This window comes from Brevundimonas sp. GW821-FHT12E07 (genome assembly GCF_058807035.1).
In genome coordinates, this window is the sequence record NZ_JBXAQH010000002.1 from 555513 (window position 1) to 570943 (window position 15431).

Genomic DNA, 15431 nt, shown 5'->3' on the forward strand with positions numbered 1-15431 from the left:
GCCTCAGCTCAGCACGATCTTCCCGCCCACCATCTGATACGCCACGCCCGTCCGATCAAACAGGCGACCGATCGGGACGGTCGGGTCGGCGACGCCCTGATCCAGCATCTGTTCGATGCTGAGCCGCAGGGATGGATCGCGGGCGGCGCGGGTCAGGCCGGTCAGCCATTCCTCGCGGGTCAGGATGCCGTCCTCGCCGAAGTCGCGCTGGAAGTCGGCGACGACGTCGATGAAGTCGCCGCCGCCGCGCCGGGCCTTGCGCGCCGCCTCATAGGCCATGCTCCAGACCGCGCCGCAGGCATAGTAGGCGCGGTTGTCGCCCCGCTCTCCGGCCGTGGCGATGGGCTTGCCGGCCGCCAGCCGCACGCAGTCGTCGACCTCGCGCTGCAACTCGGCGCGGGCGTCATAGGTCGGGTCGATGGACTGGATGGCGCGCACGGCCATCAGGTCAGCGCCGCCCTCGGTGATCCAGGCCTCGCGCGCGAACTGATACTTGAGCCCGTTGGAGCCCAGCCAGAAGTGGGCGCTCTCATGGCCGATGAACCAGCGAGCGCGCGACAGGGCGGCGGCGTCGGGGTCCAGCACTCCCTCCCCTTCGAAATTCATAGAGATCAGCCCGGGCAGGACGCTGCCGCCCATGCTGGAGACATGTTCGGTCGGGCCCGTCCAGCTGACCATCAGGGTCGGGAGACCGCCCCGGCTCTCGCCCAGCCGCTTTTCATAGACACTCATGACCTGTGGGGTGAACCGGCCCAGTTCCTCGCCCAGCCAGTGCGGCAGGCCGGGATCGATGACCGTGGTCACGCCGGGGCTCTGGCGGATGCTGGCCTCGCCGAACAGGACATAGGTATCGGCCTTGGCCGCGACGGGGGCGTCCACCCGCTCGCCCTTGAACAGGACCGGACCAGCCTTGTCCTGCCAGCGCACCTCGGCCGGGTCGCTGTTGGGCAGGTCGACGCCGTTGAGGTCCAGCGGCAGCGCCCGGGCGGCCTCGACCGAGCCCATGGGCATGACGTCGAACTGGCCGGAATAGAGGGCGACCGTGCCGTCGGTGAAGATCAGGGCCGGATCGTAGTCGGCCTCCAGATCCCCGGCGCGCGGATGCATGACGATACGGACCTCGCGCGGCACCGGGCCGCCATTCGCCATGCGCAGGACGTCGTACCGCCCCTGACGCTCGAGCACGACGCCCGGCGTCTCTACCGACCACCATTGCGGCCGCCAGGGCTGGCGGCCGACGCGCAGCAGGGCCGAGCGCTGGAAGACCCAGACCGGCGCGCTGTCATTGAACTGATAGTCGACCGTCCAGCGGTCTCCGTCGCGCAGCACCGAGGCCTTCACGGGTCCAGTGATCACGCCCTGAACGGTGGGCGCGGACACGGGCTCGGCCGCGGCGCAGCCGGCGGTCAGCAGGGTGAAAGCGACGAGAGCGGCGATGGATCGCATGGGGCCTCCGAGGTCGAAATCGCGGATACCGGCGCGCTGGCGAACCGTCACCTTAAGCTTTGCTCATCCCCGGGGCCGAAACGCGACGGCTGATCAGGGCGCGGCTTCCAAAGCCCGTTGGGCCGCCGCGAGTTCCCCGGCCATGGTCGCCTTCAGCCGCTGCGGCCCGACGATCGTGACCTGCTCGCCCCACGTGAACAGGTGCCAGGCCAGTTCGCGCATGCCCGAGGCGCGGAAGCGGACGATGACGCCGCCGTCCGGCAGGTCCTCGATCGTCTGGGTAGGATGCCAGCGCCAGGCCCGGGCCTCGGCGGCGCCCAGGGCCGAGACGTGCAGCACCACCTCCTCGATCTCGTCCTGATAGATGCCGAAGGACTGGCTGGCGAAGACGGCCAGGTCGAAGTCGGCGGGCGGCGGGGCCACGCCGTCCTGCGCCTCCACCGCGCTCATCCGGTCCAGACGGAAGGTCTGGATGCGGCCGCTCTCCCGGTCCGCCGCGACCAGATAGTTGGCGCGGCCGAACATGACGCCGCACGGGGCGACGCTGCGTCGGCGCGGCTCGGCGCCCGGTCGGGCATAGGTAAAGCCCAGCGGCTGCTGCGCCAGCACCGCCCCGCGAATGGTCGCCAGAACGGCCTCGTCCGCCGAGGGACGCGGCCCGGCCTGAACCGCGATGGTCTCGGCCCGGACCAGGGCCTCAAGATCAGGTGCCAGCCGGTTCAGGGTCGTCGAGCGCATGGCCGACTTGAGCTTGCGTTCCAGGCTCTCCAGCGCCACCGCCCGGCCCGCCTCCCCTGTCGCCCTCAGCCCCTGCGCCGCCTTGGTCAGCTCGACCAGCTCGGTCGTGGTCGGAGCCTGTTCGAACGCCGACAAGCCGCCGCGGATGCGCCAGCGCTTGGTCGGCGGGTCGCTGACCTCCTCCACGGCCGGGAACAGCATCAGGACGGCGTCGCGCAGCCGCTCGGCCGTGCGCCGCCCGACGCGGCTCTCGCGCGCCATCTCGTCCAGCGTCAACCCCTCGGCCGAAGCGGCCATGCGCCGGGCCAGTTCGATGACCATCATCGCCTTGTCGTGTCGCATCGCGGGCCTCCTGAACGATACGTCCGATTTTGGCGCAACGCCGTCGCATTGTCCATCATCGGCAAGACACCGCCCCTCAGACACCGCCTCAGGCAACGCTCAAAGGAAACGACCATGGCCCGCTTCGCTCCCCACGCTTCCGTCAACGCCAGCCGCTACATGATCGTCCCGTGCGAGGCCGAGGGCTGCGGCGACCTAGCCATCATCTGGGATCGTCTGGAAGAACAGGTCATCGACGTCATCTCCGCCTCGGCCAGCGCCCGCTACTCCGAGGAAGACGCGATGTGGGACGAGGCGCGCAGCTTCTCGGAAGCCACCGACGACAGCCTGCTGTGGCGGATGGCGGCCTGAGGACGGTTGCCTCGGGCGGCGGACGTCCCCACTGTTGAGGACATGAACGCCCCCTTCAAGACGCCCCCCGCCCCTTCGACCGAAGCCCCGCTGTGGGATTTGTCGGACCTCTATTCCTCGCGGCAGGACGCGCGCATCGCCGCCGACCTCGACAAGGGTCGGGCCGCAGTGGCGGAGTTGAACGCCCTGCAGGGGACGCTGATCGCGGCCCGGACGGAGCCCAGGGCCCTGGGCGGCCTGCTGGACAAGGCCATCGGCCTCTATGAGCGGGCGACCGATGCGCTGGGCGGTCTGGGCGCCTACGCCTTCCTCGCCGCCTCGACCGCGCGCGACGACGCCGAGGCCAACGGCTTCGAGGCCGATATCCGCGAGAAGATGACCGCCATCGCCACCCCCACGGTCTGGCTGACGCTGGAGATCAACCAGCTGGAGGACGCCGAAATCGAGGCCGCCCTGCTGGCCGACGAGGGCGCGGCCAATTGGCGGCCCTGGCTGCGGCGGGTGCGGGCGATGAAGCCGCACGAGCTGTCGCAGGAGCTGGAGACCTATCTGGCCGAACACGGCCCGATCTCCGCCCAGTGGAGCCGACTGTTCGACGAAACCCTCGCCGCCCTTCGGGCTGATGTCGGCAAGGAGAAGCTGACCCTGGCCGAGGCCCTGAACCGGCTGTCCGATCCCAAGGCGGCGAAGCGCAAGGCGGCGGCGGAAGGCCTGAGCGAGGCGCTCGGGGCCCGCACCTCCACCATGGCCCTGGTCATGAACACCATCGCCGCCGACAAGGCGCTGGAGGACAAGTGGCGCGGCTTCAAACGCCCCGCCGACGCCCGCCACCTGGCCAATGAGGTCCACGGCGAGGCGGTCGACGCCATGGCCGAGGCCGTCGCCGCCGCCTATCCGAAGCTGTCGCACCGCTATTACGCCCTGAAGGCCAAGGCGATGGGCAAGACGGCGCTGGACCAGTGGGACCGCAACGCCCCGCTCGATACCTCAGCCCCGCGCGGCTTCGACTGGCTGCAGGGCAAGGCCATGGTGCTGGACAGCTTCGGCGATCTCGGTCCCGAGTTCGCCGACCGGGCCAATCGCTTCTTCGACAATCCGTGGATCGACGGCCGCGCCCGGCCCGGCAAGCAGTCGGGCGCCTATGCCCACCCGGTCACCGCCGACCGCCACCCCTATGTCTTCCTCAACTGGATGGGCGAGCGGCGCGACGTCCTGACCCTGGCGCACGAGTTGGGCCACGGCATCCACCAGACCCTGGCCGCCGACAAGGGCACGCTGCTGGCCGACACGCCCCTCACCCTGGCCGAGACCGCGTCGATCTTCGCCGAGGGCCTGACCTTCGACCGGCTGCTGGCGACCGCCCCGAAAGCCGAGCAGCGCGGCCTGCTGGCCGGGCGGATCGAGGACGGGCTGAACACCGTGGTCCGCCAGATCGCCTTCCACCGCTTCGAGACCCGCTTCCACGACGAGCGCGCCTCGGGCGAGGTCCCGGCCGAACGCATCGGCCAGATCTGGCTGGAGGAGATGGGCGCCTCACTGGGTCCGGCCGTGACCCTGAACCCCGGCTATGAGCACTGGTGGTCCTACGTCAGCCACTTCGTCCACTCGCCCTTCTACGTCTATGCCTATGCCTTCGGCGACCTGCTGGTGGCGGCCCTGATGGAGACCCGGCGCAAGGACCCGGCCGCCTTCACGCCCCTGTACCGCGAGCTCCTCGCCGGCGGCGGGACCCGGACCTATGACGAGGCGCTGAAACCCTTCGGCCTCAACCCCCGCGACCCGGCCTTCTGGACTATCGGCTGCGGCCGATTGGAGCGGCTGGTGGATCAGTTCGAGGCGACGTTCTGACCTTCAGCCCGCGTGGCGAGACTGTGGCTTGAGCCCGGCGCAAGCCGCGCTATAAGTCGAAAACCACCGACTCTTCCGGACGCAGACCTCATGGCCGACCCGCACCACGACGCCCACGGCGCTGACGACTATCAGCACGGCAGCATGGCCATCGGCGAACAGGCCGCGACCTGGAAGCTGGTCCAGGCCATGTTCAGCTGGGGCTCGCTGGGCATCGCGGCCCTGCTGCTGGCCCTGGTCATGGCCTTCCGTCCGGGCGGCAACATCCTGGTCGGCCTGGTTCTCGGCGTGATCCTGTTCGCCGTCGGCGCCTTCTGGCTGAAGTCGGGTTCGAAGTCGGCCCACTGAGGCTGCCCCGACCGGCAAGTCCTGCCGGTCAAATCGGGTTTCGCGCACGCCTTTCGCTTGCGAACGGCCTTTTGGCGCTTTGACGGACCAATCCATTCCAGCCTAACGTGATTTCCAAGAACAAGACTTGGGGAGATTCGTTTGGCCGTCGCCATCGCCGTGACCCGCGAACGCCGTGAAGGCGAAACGCGCTGCGCCGTCACACCCGAGACCGTGAAGAAATTCGTCGCCCTGGGCGCGACCGTGACCGTCGAGGCGGGCACGGGCGCCGGGTCGTCCTTCCCTGACGCCGAATATGTCGCCGCCGGCGCGACCGTGAAGCCCGACACCCGCGCGGTGCTGGAAGGCGCTGACATCCTGCTCAAGGTGCGCGGCCCGACCGCGCAGGAGATCAGCGCCCTCAAGCCCGGCGCGATCGTGGTCGCCCTGCTGGACGCCTACCGCGAGAAGGACACCGTCGCGGCCCTCGCCGGCGCCGGCTCCACCGCCTTCGCCATGGAGTTCGTGCCCCGCATCACCCGGGCCCAGGTCATGGACGCCCTGTCGTCACAGGCCAACCTCGCCGGCTATCGCGCGGTGATCGAGGCGGCGGCCGCCTATGGGCGCGGCTTCCCGATGATGATGACGGCGGCGGGCACGGTCGCCCCGGCCAAGGTCTTCGTCATGGGCGTCGGCGTGGCAGGCCTGCAGGCCATCGCCACCGCGCGTCGTCTCGGCGCCGTCGTCACCGCCACCGACGTCCGCCCCGCGACCAAGGAACAGGTCGAGTCGCTGGGCGCGAAATTCCTCGCCGTCGAGGACGAGGAGTTCAGGAACGCCCAGACGGCCGGCGGCTACGCCAAGCCCATGTCGGCGGAGTATCAGGCCAAACAGGCGGTCCTCGTCGGCGAACACATCCGGAAGCAGGACATCGTCATCACCACGGCCCTGATCCCCGGCCGCGCGGCGCCGGTGCTGGTCACCGCCGAACAGGTGGGCACGATGAAGCCGGGCTCGGTCCTGATCGATCTGGCCGTCGAGGCCGGCGGTAATGTCGAGGGCGCCAGGGTCGGCGAGACCGTGGTCACCCCCAACGGAGCCCAGATCGTCGGCATCGCCAACCTGCCCGGCCGCATCGCCTCGGACGCCTCCAGCCTCTACGCCAAGAACCTGGTGGCCTTCGTCGGCCTGTTCCTCAAGGACGGCGCGGTCGGCCTTGATCTGGACGACGAAATCCTCAGCGCGGCCGTCGTCACCAACGGCGGCGCCGTGGTGCATGAAGGCGTGCGGGGATGATCTCGGACCGCCTCAGGAAGGCGCTCACCCTGTTCGCCAATGTCGTGCTCGTCGGCGGCCCTGTCTTCGGGATCGTTGTGCTCACGTTCGGCTCCGCCATGGACCAGTCGGGCAAAGCCTTCGGGCGCGCCCTGCTGAATGTCTTCCCCATGATCTTCTCCAGCGTGTTCTGCGGTGGAGCCCTGCGAGTCCTGCTCAGCATCGACGCCCGCCTCGAACAAAGGACCTGAATATGGAACACGTCGATCCCACCGTCTTCCGACTGGCCATCTTCGTGCTGGCGATCTTCGTCGGCTATTATGTGGTCTGGTCGGTGACTCCGGCCCTGCACACGCCGCTGATGGCCGTGACCAACGCCATTTCCAGCGTCATCGTCGTCGGCGGCCTGATCGCGGCGGCGGCGACCGCCGGCGACACCGGAGCCACGCCCTGGATCGCCAAGGGCGCGGGCGTCGCGGCCGTGACCCTGGCCAGCGTCAACATCTTCGGCGGCTTCATGGTCACGCGGCGAATGCTGGCCATGTACAAAAAGAAGGAACGGCCCGCGAAACCGGCGGAGGCGAAAGCCTGATGACGCCCGCGAACATCGCCATGATGATCGTGATCCCGGCTGTCCTTCTGGGCGCCCTGGCCTTCGTCCTGTCCAGCGGACGGATGTCGCGTCCGTTGCGACGGCGGGTCGAGCTGTTCCTGATGGCCATCCTGTTCCCCGCCTTTCTGGCCTTCTGGGGCTGGCAGGCGCTGGAGGCCGCGCAGGACGGGCACAAGCCGCTGTTGATCACCCTTCTGATCGTGACCATCGCCGCCGTCGCCTGGAGCGGCGTGAGCACCTTCCGCAAATGGCGGCGGGCCGACTGAAATGCCCATCAGCCCCGCACATCTGGCTGTTCTGGTCTCGTGGCTCGCCACGGGGCTGGGACTGGGCCTGTGGGCGTGGAGCTTCTTCCGAGAACCCAACGCCATCCGCAAGTTGCGCTTTCTGGACTGCGGCGTGGTGCTGATCTTCTCGGCCGTTCTGGTGCGAATCGTGGCCCAGGAGCGGCCGATGAACGCCATCGACTGGACCCTGGTCTTCCTCTCGCCCCTGTTCATCGTCGCCGCCCTGTGGCGGCTGGCGCGGACGGCCTGCCCGGGGGACTACGAGTGATGGAGGTCATTCTCGCCTTCCTCATCATGCCCGTGCTCGGTGTGATCGGCGCCGCCCTGATGTTCGCCGGCGGCGACGTACGGCGCACGGCCGGGTCAACGCGCCTTCTGACCATCGCGGGCCGCATCATGACGGGATTGCTGGTCGTCGGCTGCCTCGGACTGTTCTGGATCGCGCGCGGCAGCCTCAAGGAATTTCACCTCGCCCTGTCGATCGTGGGCTTCCTCATGGTTCTGTCGGGCAAGACCGTCTTCCAGCGCGCGCCGCGTGTGGTTCTGTCCGGCCTGTCCCTGGGCGGCATCGCTCTCTTCGCCGCATCTCTGGCCCTGAAGGCCTTCGACGAAGGCGGGTGGATGGGCGTCGCACGGGGGACGGGGTGGGTCGCCCTCTTCCTTGGCGGCGGTGTCGCCCTCGGCTACGCCCTGCGCCTTTTCGACAAGCGTCGCAAACGCCAGGACGCCGATCTCGACTCCGTGAAGGAGACGGCGAGATCATGAACCTCTCCGCCATAGTCCTGGCCTGTCTGGCGGCCTGCGTCCTGTCCGCCCTGCTGGCGGCGTCTTCGCGGGCCCAGGACGCCCGCCCCCCGGCCGTGTTGCCGACCGATGTGCCAGGACCGCCGTTCGAGGGTCTGCGCTGGTCGGTCGCCGCGCCCGCCGGAACCGGCTGGAGGCTGGCCTGCCGATTCCGCCCCCTCACCTACCGGGCCAGCCCGTACGACCTGCACCACTGGGCCAACGGCTTCACGATGACCGGGCGCGGCCCGGATCAGGGGCGGTTGCCCGGCCCGGACGGCCGCTGCGTCCTGACCCTGACCGACGGACCGGGCCCGATCGGTCTAGGCCTGGCCCGCGAGGGGACACGCACCGTCTCCGCGGGCACCAACGACCCGGCGCGACCGGCGCGGGCGACGGTGTTCTGATGATCCAGCTTCAAGCGACACGACCAACAAGAGACTTCGGGGGGACGCGATGAACGCATCCATAGCGGCGCTGGCCTATCTGGTCGCAGGCGTTCTTTTCATTCTCAGCCTTCGCGGCCTGTCGAGCCCGGAGACCAGCCGTCAGGGCAATACGATGGGCATGGTCGGGATGGCCATCGCCGTCGCCGTGACCCTGCTGACGCTCGGCTTCACCGGGGCGCTGGACCCGATCACCCTGGCCCTGCTGGCCGGCGGCGTGGTCGTCGGCGGCGGCGGCGGGGCCCTGATCGCGGGCAAGGTCAAGATGACCGACATGCCCCAGCTGGTCGCGGCCTTCCACTCCCTTGTCGGCATGGCCGCCTGTCTGGTCGCCGTCGGCGCCGTCTATGCGCCCGAGGCCTTCGGCATCAGTGACGGCATGGGCGGGATCAAGGTTCAGTCGATCATCGAGCTCAGCCTCGGCGTCGCCATCGGGGCCATCACCTTCACCGGCTCGGTCATCGCCTTCGCCAAGCTGAACGGCAATATGAGCGGCGCCCCGATCATCCTGCCCGCGCGGCACCTGATCAACATCGCCCTGGCCCTGGTTCTGGTCCTGCTGATCGGCATCATGGTCGGCTCGGGCGGCACGACCACCTGGGCCTTCTGGGGCATCTTCGCGATCAGCCTGGTGCTGGGCGCCACCCTGATCATCCCCATCGGCGGCGCCGACATGCCCGTCGTGGTCTCGATGCTGAACTCCTATTCGGGCTGGGCCGCCGCGGCGCTCGGCTTCACGCTCGAGAACATCGCTCTGATCATCACCGGGGCCCTCGTCGGCTCCTCGGGCGCGATCCTGTCCTACATCATGTGCAAGGGCATGAACCGCAGCTTCATCTCGGTCATCCTGGGCGGCTTCGGCGGCGACACCGGTCCGGCCGGCGAGGCGCGCGTCGAGACCCGTCCGGTCAAGCAGGGCTCGGCCGACGACGCCGCCTTCATCATGAAGAACGCCTCCAAGGTCATCATCGTCCCCGGCTACGGCATGGCCGTCGCCCAGGCCCAGCATGCGCTGCGCGAAATGGCCGACAAGCTGAAGGAAGAGGGCGTCGAGGTGAAGTACGCCATCCACCCCGTCGCGGGCCGGATGCCGGGTCACATGAACGTCCTGCTGGCCGAGGCCAACGTCCCCTATGACGAGGTGTTCGAGCTGGAGGACATCAACGCCGAGTTCGCCACCGCCGACGTCGCCTTCGTCATCGGCGCCAACGACGTCACCAACCCGGCCGCCAAGACCGATCCCAAGTCGGCCATCTACGGCATGCCGATCCTGGACGTCGAAAAGGCCGGCACGGTCCTGTTCATCAAGCGCGGCATGGCGGCGGGCTATGCGGGCGTCGAGAACGAACTCTTCTTCCGCGACAACACCATGATGCTGTTCGCCGACGCCAAGAAGATGGTCGAGGGGATCGTGAAGGCGCTGTGAGGCGACCGCAGCTCTCCCGCCCGGAGGTTTCGGTCGACCGGCTGCGCCTGTCCTTCCTCGCCGCCGGCTGTACGGCGGGCCTGCCGTGGCTTCTGGCGCCGTTGTGCAGGATGGTCCGAAACGGCAACGGTCCCGGCGACCCCGCAGCCCTGCTCTGGTGGCCCGTCGACAGCTGGCATTCCATCCTTCCGGTCACGGTCGGAATCGTTGCGGGTCTGGTCCTCGGCCGTTTGATCTATCTCGGTCGCCACGCCCTCAAGCCGGCCCTGCTTGCCCTCGCCGCTGTCGGCTCGGCGAACATCCTCGCGACGGCCCTGTCATGGTCCTCGGTGACGAAGGTCTATCCCGACAGGATCGAGCTGATCCGGAACCGGCTTCCCGGTGCGGTGGACCGCACCTCGGTCAGCCTCGCCCGCGCGACCGGGGTCGAGGCCTCCTGCTATCTCGAACGCAGCCGCAACAGGCAGAGCTTCGCGCATCTGGTTTACACAGTTCACCTGCCGGAGTTCGGCTCTGTCGACCTCGGTTCCGCCTTGCTGAACCCGGAACGGCCTTCCCAAAGCCGCCTCGACATCCTGCGGGACCTCGACGAGGGCGTTCTGCGGTCCAGGCCCGGCGTCGGCGACGGGGTCCAGGACAGGGAGTGTCTGCAACTGTTGCGCCGGCAGGTCGGATCGGACCAGTTCGCCATCGCCCGCCGCCTGATGCGGATCGACGACCCGACCTATCTGCGCCTCTACGCCGAGCCTCACGAAGCGTGGAACGGCAAGGTGGATCGATAGGATGGCGGTGGAGATCGTGAGCGCGCCATGAGAAGACCGCCCCCCAGCAATGACAGCCGGGCGCGGCGGCCGGGGCTTCGGGCCCAGAGGCTTCTGGCGGTCTTTCTGGCGGTCGCCGCCTGCCATCAAGCCGATCCCGCCGACGCGCCCGCGCCGGGCGCCCAACCCCGTCAGGAAGACGCCGTTCCCGTCTCGTCCGCCCGTGTCGAGATTCCCAAGGTGGAACGCGAAGGCGTCTGGCGCCCGACCGACGGGGGGACCCAGATTCCGCTCTGGCCGGACAACGTCCCCCTCGCCAAACCCGACACCGGCGATCACCCGGAGGCGACCGGCAATGGTTCGCCCACGGTCGGCGGACGGCCATGGCACTGGGCCAGCTACGTCACGCGGCCGACCATGACGATCTACCGGCCGAAAGGACGCAATACGGGCGCCGCCATGCTGGTCCTGCCCGGCGAGGCTTCGCCGCCGTCGCGACAGACCTCGAAGGGAGCGAGGTCTGCGACTGGGTCGTCCAGCAGGGTATGACCTGCGTCATGGTGAAATACCGCACGCCCCAGGCCTGGCCGCGCGAGAATGGCCGGCAGCGGCGGCCGGAGGTTCTGCTGGGTCTGGAAGATGCCCAACGCGCGATGGGATTGCTGCGAGAACAGGCCGGAGCCCGGGGCATCGATCCGCACAGGATCGGGGTCATCGGCTTCTCTGCCGGCGCGTACCTCGTGACGGCCATGAGCAATACCGAAGCGCGCACCTACACACTGACCGATGCCGCGGATCGACAGTCGCCGCGCCCGGACTTCGCCGTCGTCGCCTATACGGCCCGGGTTCTGGATGACAGCAAGGGTCGCAACAGTCTCGAACTGGAGCCCTGGGTGAAGATCAGCCCGAAAGCGCCCCCGAGCCTGATCCTCCACGCCATGGACGATCCCGTCGATGACGTTCGTCAGGCCATGGCCTATGCTCTGGCGCTGAACGACGCCGGCGTGCCGGTCGACATGCGCCTCTATGCGAAGGGCGGCCACGCCTTCGGCCTTCGGCCGACCACCGATCCGATCACCCGCGAATGGCCAGGACAGGTCGAGCAATGGCTACGTGCGCTCGGCGTCCTGTGAGTTCGCCCCGCCCTTCGAAACCGGGAACCAGAGACGCCCTTGTCATCGACATGACGCCGCGCTGAGCAATCGCCCGCGACTCGGCTATTCACACCCCATGCTCACCGCCGCCGAAGTCATCGCCATGCTCGAACTCCAGCCCCATCCGGAGGGCGGGCACTATCGCGAGACCTTCCGCGATCCGCGCGAGGTCGACGGGCGCTCCGTCGGGACGGCCATCTACTATCTGCTGGCCGAGGGCGAGCAGTCGCACTGGCATTCGGTCGACGCGGCCGAGCTCTGGCATTTCTACGAGGGCGCGCCCCTGGCGCTGGAGATCGCGTCCGGCGGCATGCGGCGACTGGTGAAACTCGGCAATGACCTCAAGGCCGGCGAACAGCCCCAGGCCGTCGTCCCGACCGGGGCCTGGCAGGCGGCCAAGTCCCTGGGCGCCTGGACCCTGGTCGGCTGCACGGTCGCACCGGGCTTCGAGTTCGAGGGGTTCGAGATGGCCCCGACGGGGTGGCAGCCGGGGTAAGCCCCGGGTTGCGCGACGCCCTTGCGGGTCTGTAGCCGGTTCATGATCCGCTTCCTGACCGCCGCCATCGCCACCCTCGCACTCGCCGCCTGCGCCGCCCTCCCCGTCGCGCCAAAGGAGCAGGTCGACCTGCTGATCCGCTCGGCCAATGTCGTCGACGTGGCAGCGGGAACGGTCACACCCGGTCAGGCCATCGCCATCCGGGGTCAGGACATCGTCGCCGTCGTCCCGGACGCGCAGGCCGACCGGTTCGAGGCGACCAGAACCACCGACGTTCGCGGCCGGTATGTCATGCCCGGCCTGTGGGACATGCACGTTCACTTCGGCGGCGGTCCGGCCCTGATCGCGGAGAACGCCGACCTCTTCCCCCTCTATGTCGTCAACGGCATCGTGGCGGTCCGCGATTGCGCCGGTGATCTGGCCGAACAGGTCCTGGCCTGGCGCGACGGCATGAAGCCCGACGCCGACCAGCCGCGCATCTTCACCTCCGGCCCCAAGATCGAGGGTATCGCTCCGGTCTGGAAGGGCACGCTGGAGACCGGTAGCCAGGCCGACGTCGACGCGGCCCTGGACCGGCTTCAGGCCATGCACGTCGACTTCGTCAAGATCACCGACAACACCCTCAAGCCCGAGCTCTTTCTCTACGCCGTGCGCGAGGCGAAGAAACGCGGCCTGAAGACCTCGGCCCACATCCCGATGAGCATCCCGGTGCTGGAGGCGGCCGAGGCGGGTCTCTCGTCCATCGAGCACCTCGACTATCTGATGAAGGCCGGGTCGCGCGACGAGGCGGCCATCTCCGCCGACTATCTGGCGGGCAGATACACCTATGCCCAGACCATGGCCCGCTATGCCGACACCTTCGATCCGGAGGTGGCGCGCCGCGCCTATCGCCGCCTCGCCGAGCTGGGCGTCGCCGTCACCCCGACCCTCTACGGCTCGACGGTGCTCAGCCATCTGGACCGCGACGACCACAGCCATGACGCGGGTCTGGCCTATATCGGTCCGGGTCTGAGGGCGACCTATGATTGGCGCATCCAGCGTGCGGCCCAGGCCACGCCGGAGATGATCGCCGCCCGTCACCACGTCAATGAGGTCACCTCCCGCGTCCTGCCCATGCTGCGCGACGCCCATGTCACAATCCTGACCGGCACCGACGCGGGCTTCCTGAACTCGTTCAACTATCCGGGCTTCTCGCTCCACGACGAACTGGCGCTTTATGTGAAGCTGGGGCTGACGCCGCGCGAGGCCCTGATGGGGTCGGTCGTCGATGGGCCACGTTTCCTCGGACAGGGCGACCGCTACGGCGCCGTGGCGGCGGGCAAGGCGGCGGACCTGCTGGTGCTCGACGCCGATCCGCTGAAGGACATCGCCGCTACCCGCGCCGCCTCCGACGTGGTCCTGCGTGGGCGGTTGATCGACCGGGAGGGGCTCCAAGCCCTGCGCGAGGAGGTCCGCCGCCGCGTCGCGGCCCGTCCGCCGGTCGCGCCCGCCGCCTGATCCGGCCGCCCCGGAACTTCGCCCCCGGCTCGGGCCTAACCCCCTCTATCGCCCCGCTTGGGAACCCGTTATCACGCCGCTGTGAAAACGGCGGGCGCACATCGGTTCGAGGCTCTGGACTCCCTCAGGGGCGTCTGCGCCGTGCTGGTGTTCATGTTCCACATGCCGATCGCCAGCCACTGGCGCGACTGGCCGCTGATCCAGCACGGCTATCTGTTCGTCGACTATTTCTTCGTCCTGTCGGGCTTCGTCATCGCCCACGCCTATGCCGAGCGGCTGAAGACGGCGCGGGACGCCGGCCGGTTCATGGTGCGGCGGCTGGGCCGGGTCTGGCCCCTGCACGTCCTGATGCTGGCCTGTTTCGTCGGGCTCGAGCTGTGCCGGGTCTGGTTCCATTTCGACGGCGCCACGCCGTTCACGCGCGACCGCTCGGTGGAGGCGATCTGGACCAATCTGCTGCTGATCCAGGCCTGGCATGTCCACCCCTACCTGACCTGGAACGGTCCGGCCTGGACGCTCAGCGCCGAGGTCGCCTGCTATCTGATCTTCGCGGCGCTTGTGCTGGTCTCGCCCAAGCGGTTCCGCTGGATCGGCGCGATCCTCGCCGTCATCGGGGGGATCATCGTGGTCACTCACGCCCGCCGCTGGATGAACACCACCTACGACTTCGCCGTGCCCCGCGCGGTCTATGGCTTCTTCCTCGGCTGCCTGCTGCAGGGGTTGTGGACCCGGATCCCGCGCCTGAAGGCGGGAGCCGCCACGGTTCTGGAAGTCGCGACGGTCGCCCTGTGTTGCCTGTTCGTCGCCTGGGCCGAGGGCCCGGTCACGGTGGCGGTGACCCTGGTCTTCATCGGCGTGGTCTGGGTCTTCGCGGGTGAGGAGGGCAAGGTCTCGCGCCTGCTGGACCTGCCCGTGCTGGTCACCTTCGGCCGCTGGTCCTTCGCCATCTACATGGTCCATATGTTCGTGCTGACGGTGATGCTGATCATCGCCCGCAAGCTGCACTGGATGCCCAACGGCCGGCGGATCGACTTCGGCTCGGTCTGGCTCAACGACCTGTTCGCCCTGGCCGTCTTCATCGGCATCGTCGGCCTGGCGGTCCTGGCCCACCACTTCGTCGAACGCCCCGCCCAGCGACTGATTGACCGCTGGACCAAACCGAAGCCTGCAGCAGCCTGAACCGTGTTATCCTCCCCGCGAAGGGGAGCGATCATGGCCGCCGAAGCGAAGACCAAGCCCACCGACGTCAGCGTCGCCGACTTCATCGCCGCCGTGCCCGATCCGACGCGCCGCGCGGACGCAGAGGCCGTCGCCGCCCTGTTCGCCGAAGTCACGGGCCAGTCCGCGACGCTCTGGGGCCCGTCCATCGTCGGCTTCGGGGCGTACCACTACGTCTACGACAGCGGGCGGCAGGGAGACGCCCCGGCCATCGCCTTCTCGCCCCGCAAGCCGCACCTGGTCCTCTATCTGCATGCCGGAGAGGCCCGCGACGCCCTGCTGCCCCGGTTGGGCAAGCACAAGACCGAGGGCGGCTGCATCTATGTGAAGCGACTTTCCGACGTGGACACCGACGTCCTGCGCGAACTGGCCGCCGTCTCCTACAAGGCCATCAAGGCCCGCTATCCCGACTGAGCTTCCCAA

At 68.7% G+C, this 15431-nt stretch carries 20 protein-coding genes; 18 read left to right on the forward strand and 2 right to left on the reverse strand.

All coding sequences use genetic code 11. The features are described from left to right. Nucleotides 1-3: 3 nt before the first annotated feature. Together AC1ROD_RS10865 and AC1ROD_RS10870 are read right to left on the reverse strand one after the other, a co-directional pair. Nucleotides 4-1446, reverse strand: a complete 1443-nt coding sequence (locus AC1ROD_RS10865; RefSeq protein WP_492948255.1) for a hypothetical protein — start codon at nt 1444-1446, stop codon at nt 4-6. Nucleotides 1447-1539: 93 nt separating this feature from the next. Further along, nucleotides 1540-2526 carry a helix-turn-helix transcriptional regulator gene (locus tag AC1ROD_RS10870; protein WP_492948256.1) on the reverse strand — a complete coding sequence of 329 codons (987 nt, stop codon included), beginning with the start codon at nt 2524-2526 and terminating at the stop codon, nt 1540-1542. A 114-nt stretch (nt 2527-2640) separates the two neighbouring features. On the opposite strand from AC1ROD_RS10870, the gene AC1ROD_RS10875 reads away from it, so the two are divergent. The 18 genes from AC1ROD_RS10875 (at nt 2641) to AC1ROD_RS10960 (ending at nt 15422) form a co-directional block, all read left to right on the forward strand. Continuing rightward, the gene (locus AC1ROD_RS10875) at nt 2641-2877 is read left to right on the forward strand and encodes a hypothetical protein (protein ID WP_492948257.1); all 237 of its coding nucleotides are present in this window, start codon (nt 2641-2643) and stop codon (nt 2875-2877) included. Nucleotides 2878-2919: 42 nt separating this feature from the next. Beyond that, nucleotides 2920-4725 carry a M3 family oligoendopeptidase gene (locus AC1ROD_RS10880; RefSeq protein WP_492948258.1) on the forward strand — a complete coding sequence of 602 codons (1806 nt, stop codon included), beginning with the start codon at nt 2920-2922 and terminating at the stop codon, nt 4723-4725. 90 nt (nt 4726-4815) lie between these two features. Next, a complete protein-coding gene (locus AC1ROD_RS10885; protein ID WP_492948259.1) occupies nt 4816-5073 on the forward strand; it encodes an aa3-type cytochrome c oxidase subunit IV in 258 nt (85 codons plus the stop codon). 141 nt (nt 5074-5214) lie between these two features. Continuing rightward, entirely contained in the window at nt 5215-6348 is a 1134-nt protein-coding gene (locus tag AC1ROD_RS10890) for a Re/Si-specific NAD(P)(+) transhydrogenase subunit alpha (RefSeq protein ID WP_492948260.1), read from the forward strand. Further along, nucleotides 6345-6578 carry a hypothetical protein gene (locus tag AC1ROD_RS10895; RefSeq protein WP_492948261.1) on the forward strand — a complete coding sequence of 78 codons (234 nt, stop codon included), beginning with the start codon at nt 6345-6347 and terminating at the stop codon, nt 6576-6578. Before AC1ROD_RS10890 ends, AC1ROD_RS10895 begins: the two co-directional genes overlap by 4 nt. A gap of 2 nt (nt 6579-6580) precedes the next feature. After that, entirely contained in the window at nt 6581-6919 is a 339-nt protein-coding gene (locus AC1ROD_RS10900; RefSeq protein ID WP_492948262.1) for an NAD(P) transhydrogenase subunit alpha part 2, read from the forward strand. After that, entirely contained in the window at nt 6919-7206 is a 288-nt protein-coding gene (locus tag AC1ROD_RS10905) for a hypothetical protein (protein ID WP_492948263.1), read from the forward strand. Before AC1ROD_RS10900 ends, AC1ROD_RS10905 begins: the two co-directional genes overlap by 1 nt. A gap of 1 nt (nt 7207) precedes the next feature. Beyond that, on the forward strand, nt 7208-7495 hold the full coding sequence (locus AC1ROD_RS10910; protein ID WP_492948264.1) for a hypothetical protein: 288 nt from the start codon (nt 7208-7210) through the stop codon (nt 7493-7495). Continuing rightward, the gene (locus tag AC1ROD_RS10915) at nt 7495-7992 is read left to right on the forward strand and encodes a hypothetical protein (RefSeq protein ID WP_492948265.1); all 498 of its coding nucleotides are present in this window, start codon (nt 7495-7497) and stop codon (nt 7990-7992) included. The genes AC1ROD_RS10910 and AC1ROD_RS10915 overlap by 1 nt, the downstream gene beginning before the upstream one ends. Beyond that, a complete protein-coding gene (locus tag AC1ROD_RS10920; protein ID WP_492948266.1) occupies nt 7989-8417 on the forward strand; it encodes a hypothetical protein in 429 nt (142 codons plus the stop codon). The genes AC1ROD_RS10915 and AC1ROD_RS10920 overlap by 4 nt, the downstream gene beginning before the upstream one ends. A 49-nt stretch (nt 8418-8466) precedes the next feature. Then, the gene (locus AC1ROD_RS10925; RefSeq protein ID WP_492948267.1) at nt 8467-9882 is read left to right on the forward strand and encodes an NAD(P)(+) transhydrogenase (Re/Si-specific) subunit beta; all 1416 of its coding nucleotides are present in this window, start codon (nt 8467-8469) and stop codon (nt 9880-9882) included. Further along, nucleotides 9879-10664, forward strand: a complete 786-nt coding sequence (locus tag AC1ROD_RS10930) for a hypothetical protein (protein ID WP_492948268.1) — start codon at nt 9879-9881, stop codon at nt 10662-10664. Before AC1ROD_RS10925 ends, AC1ROD_RS10930 begins: the two co-directional genes overlap by 4 nt. Before the next feature lie 27 nt (nt 10665-10691). Further along, nucleotides 10692-11192, forward strand: a complete 501-nt coding sequence (locus AC1ROD_RS10935; RefSeq protein WP_492948269.1) for a hypothetical protein — start codon at nt 10692-10694, stop codon at nt 11190-11192. 8 nt (nt 11193-11200) lie between these two features. Then, the gene (locus AC1ROD_RS10940; protein WP_492948270.1) at nt 11201-11776 is read left to right on the forward strand and encodes an alpha/beta hydrolase; all 576 of its coding nucleotides are present in this window, start codon (nt 11201-11203) and stop codon (nt 11774-11776) included. A gap of 97 nt (nt 11777-11873) precedes the next feature. Continuing rightward, entirely contained in the window at nt 11874-12293 is a 420-nt protein-coding gene (locus tag AC1ROD_RS10945; RefSeq protein ID WP_492948271.1) for a cupin domain-containing protein, read from the forward strand. A gap of 42 nt (nt 12294-12335) precedes the next feature. Next, nucleotides 12336-13790: an amidohydrolase family protein gene (locus AC1ROD_RS10950; RefSeq protein ID WP_492948272.1), complete on the forward strand. Its 1455-nt coding sequence runs from the start codon at nt 12336-12338 to the stop codon at nt 13788-13790. Nucleotides 13791-13871: 81 nt separating this feature from the next. Beyond that, on the forward strand, nt 13872-14969 hold the full coding sequence (locus AC1ROD_RS10955; RefSeq protein WP_492948448.1) for an acyltransferase family protein: 1098 nt from the start codon (nt 13872-13874) through the stop codon (nt 14967-14969). A gap of 33 nt (nt 14970-15002) precedes the next feature. Continuing rightward, on the forward strand, nt 15003-15422 hold the full coding sequence (locus AC1ROD_RS10960) for a DUF1801 domain-containing protein (protein ID WP_492948273.1): 420 nt from the start codon (nt 15003-15005) through the stop codon (nt 15420-15422). Nucleotides 15423-15431: the final 9 nt, after the last annotated feature.

Bases quoted from the DNA above. Each gene is read 5' to 3' on its own strand.
- AC1ROD_RS10865 (WP_492948255.1), bottom strand. From the start codon at position 1,446: ATGCGATCCATCGCCGCTCTCGTCGCTTTCACCCTGCTGACCGCCGGC.
- AC1ROD_RS10870 (WP_492948256.1), bottom strand. From the start codon at position 2,526: ATGCGACACGACAAGGCGATGATGGTCATCGAACTGGCCCGGCGCATG.
- AC1ROD_RS10875 (WP_492948257.1), top strand. From the start codon at position 2,641: ATGGCCCGCTTCGCTCCCCACGCTTCCGTCAACGCCAGCCGCTACATG.
- AC1ROD_RS10880 (WP_492948258.1), top strand. From the start codon at position 2,920: ATGAACGCCCCCTTCAAGACGCCCCCCGCCCCTTCGACCGAAGCCCCG.
- AC1ROD_RS10885 (WP_492948259.1), top strand. From the start codon at position 4,816: ATGGCCGACCCGCACCACGACGCCCACGGCGCTGACGACTATCAGCAC.
- AC1ROD_RS10895 (WP_492948261.1), top strand. From the start codon at position 6,345: ATGATCTCGGACCGCCTCAGGAAGGCGCTCACCCTGTTCGCCAATGTC.
- AC1ROD_RS10900 (WP_492948262.1), top strand. From the start codon at position 6,581: ATGGAACACGTCGATCCCACCGTCTTCCGACTGGCCATCTTCGTGCTG.
- AC1ROD_RS10905 (WP_492948263.1), top strand. From the start codon at position 6,919: ATGACGCCCGCGAACATCGCCATGATGATCGTGATCCCGGCTGTCCTT.
- AC1ROD_RS10910 (WP_492948264.1), top strand. From the start codon at position 7,208: ATGCCCATCAGCCCCGCACATCTGGCTGTTCTGGTCTCGTGGCTCGCC.
- AC1ROD_RS10915 (WP_492948265.1), top strand. From the start codon at position 7,495: ATGGAGGTCATTCTCGCCTTCCTCATCATGCCCGTGCTCGGTGTGATC.
- AC1ROD_RS10920 (WP_492948266.1), top strand. From the start codon at position 7,989: ATGAACCTCTCCGCCATAGTCCTGGCCTGTCTGGCGGCCTGCGTCCTG.
- AC1ROD_RS10925 (WP_492948267.1), top strand. From the start codon at position 8,467: ATGAACGCATCCATAGCGGCGCTGGCCTATCTGGTCGCAGGCGTTCTT.
- AC1ROD_RS10935 (WP_492948269.1), top strand. From the start codon at position 10,692: ATGAGAAGACCGCCCCCCAGCAATGACAGCCGGGCGCGGCGGCCGGGG.
- AC1ROD_RS10940 (WP_492948270.1), top strand. From the start codon at position 11,201: ATGGTGAAATACCGCACGCCCCAGGCCTGGCCGCGCGAGAATGGCCGG.
- AC1ROD_RS10945 (WP_492948271.1), top strand. From the start codon at position 11,874: ATGCTCACCGCCGCCGAAGTCATCGCCATGCTCGAACTCCAGCCCCAT.
- AC1ROD_RS10950 (WP_492948272.1), top strand. From the start codon at position 12,336: ATGATCCGCTTCCTGACCGCCGCCATCGCCACCCTCGCACTCGCCGCC.
- AC1ROD_RS10960 (WP_492948273.1), top strand. From the start codon at position 15,003: ATGGCCGCCGAAGCGAAGACCAAGCCCACCGACGTCAGCGTCGCCGAC.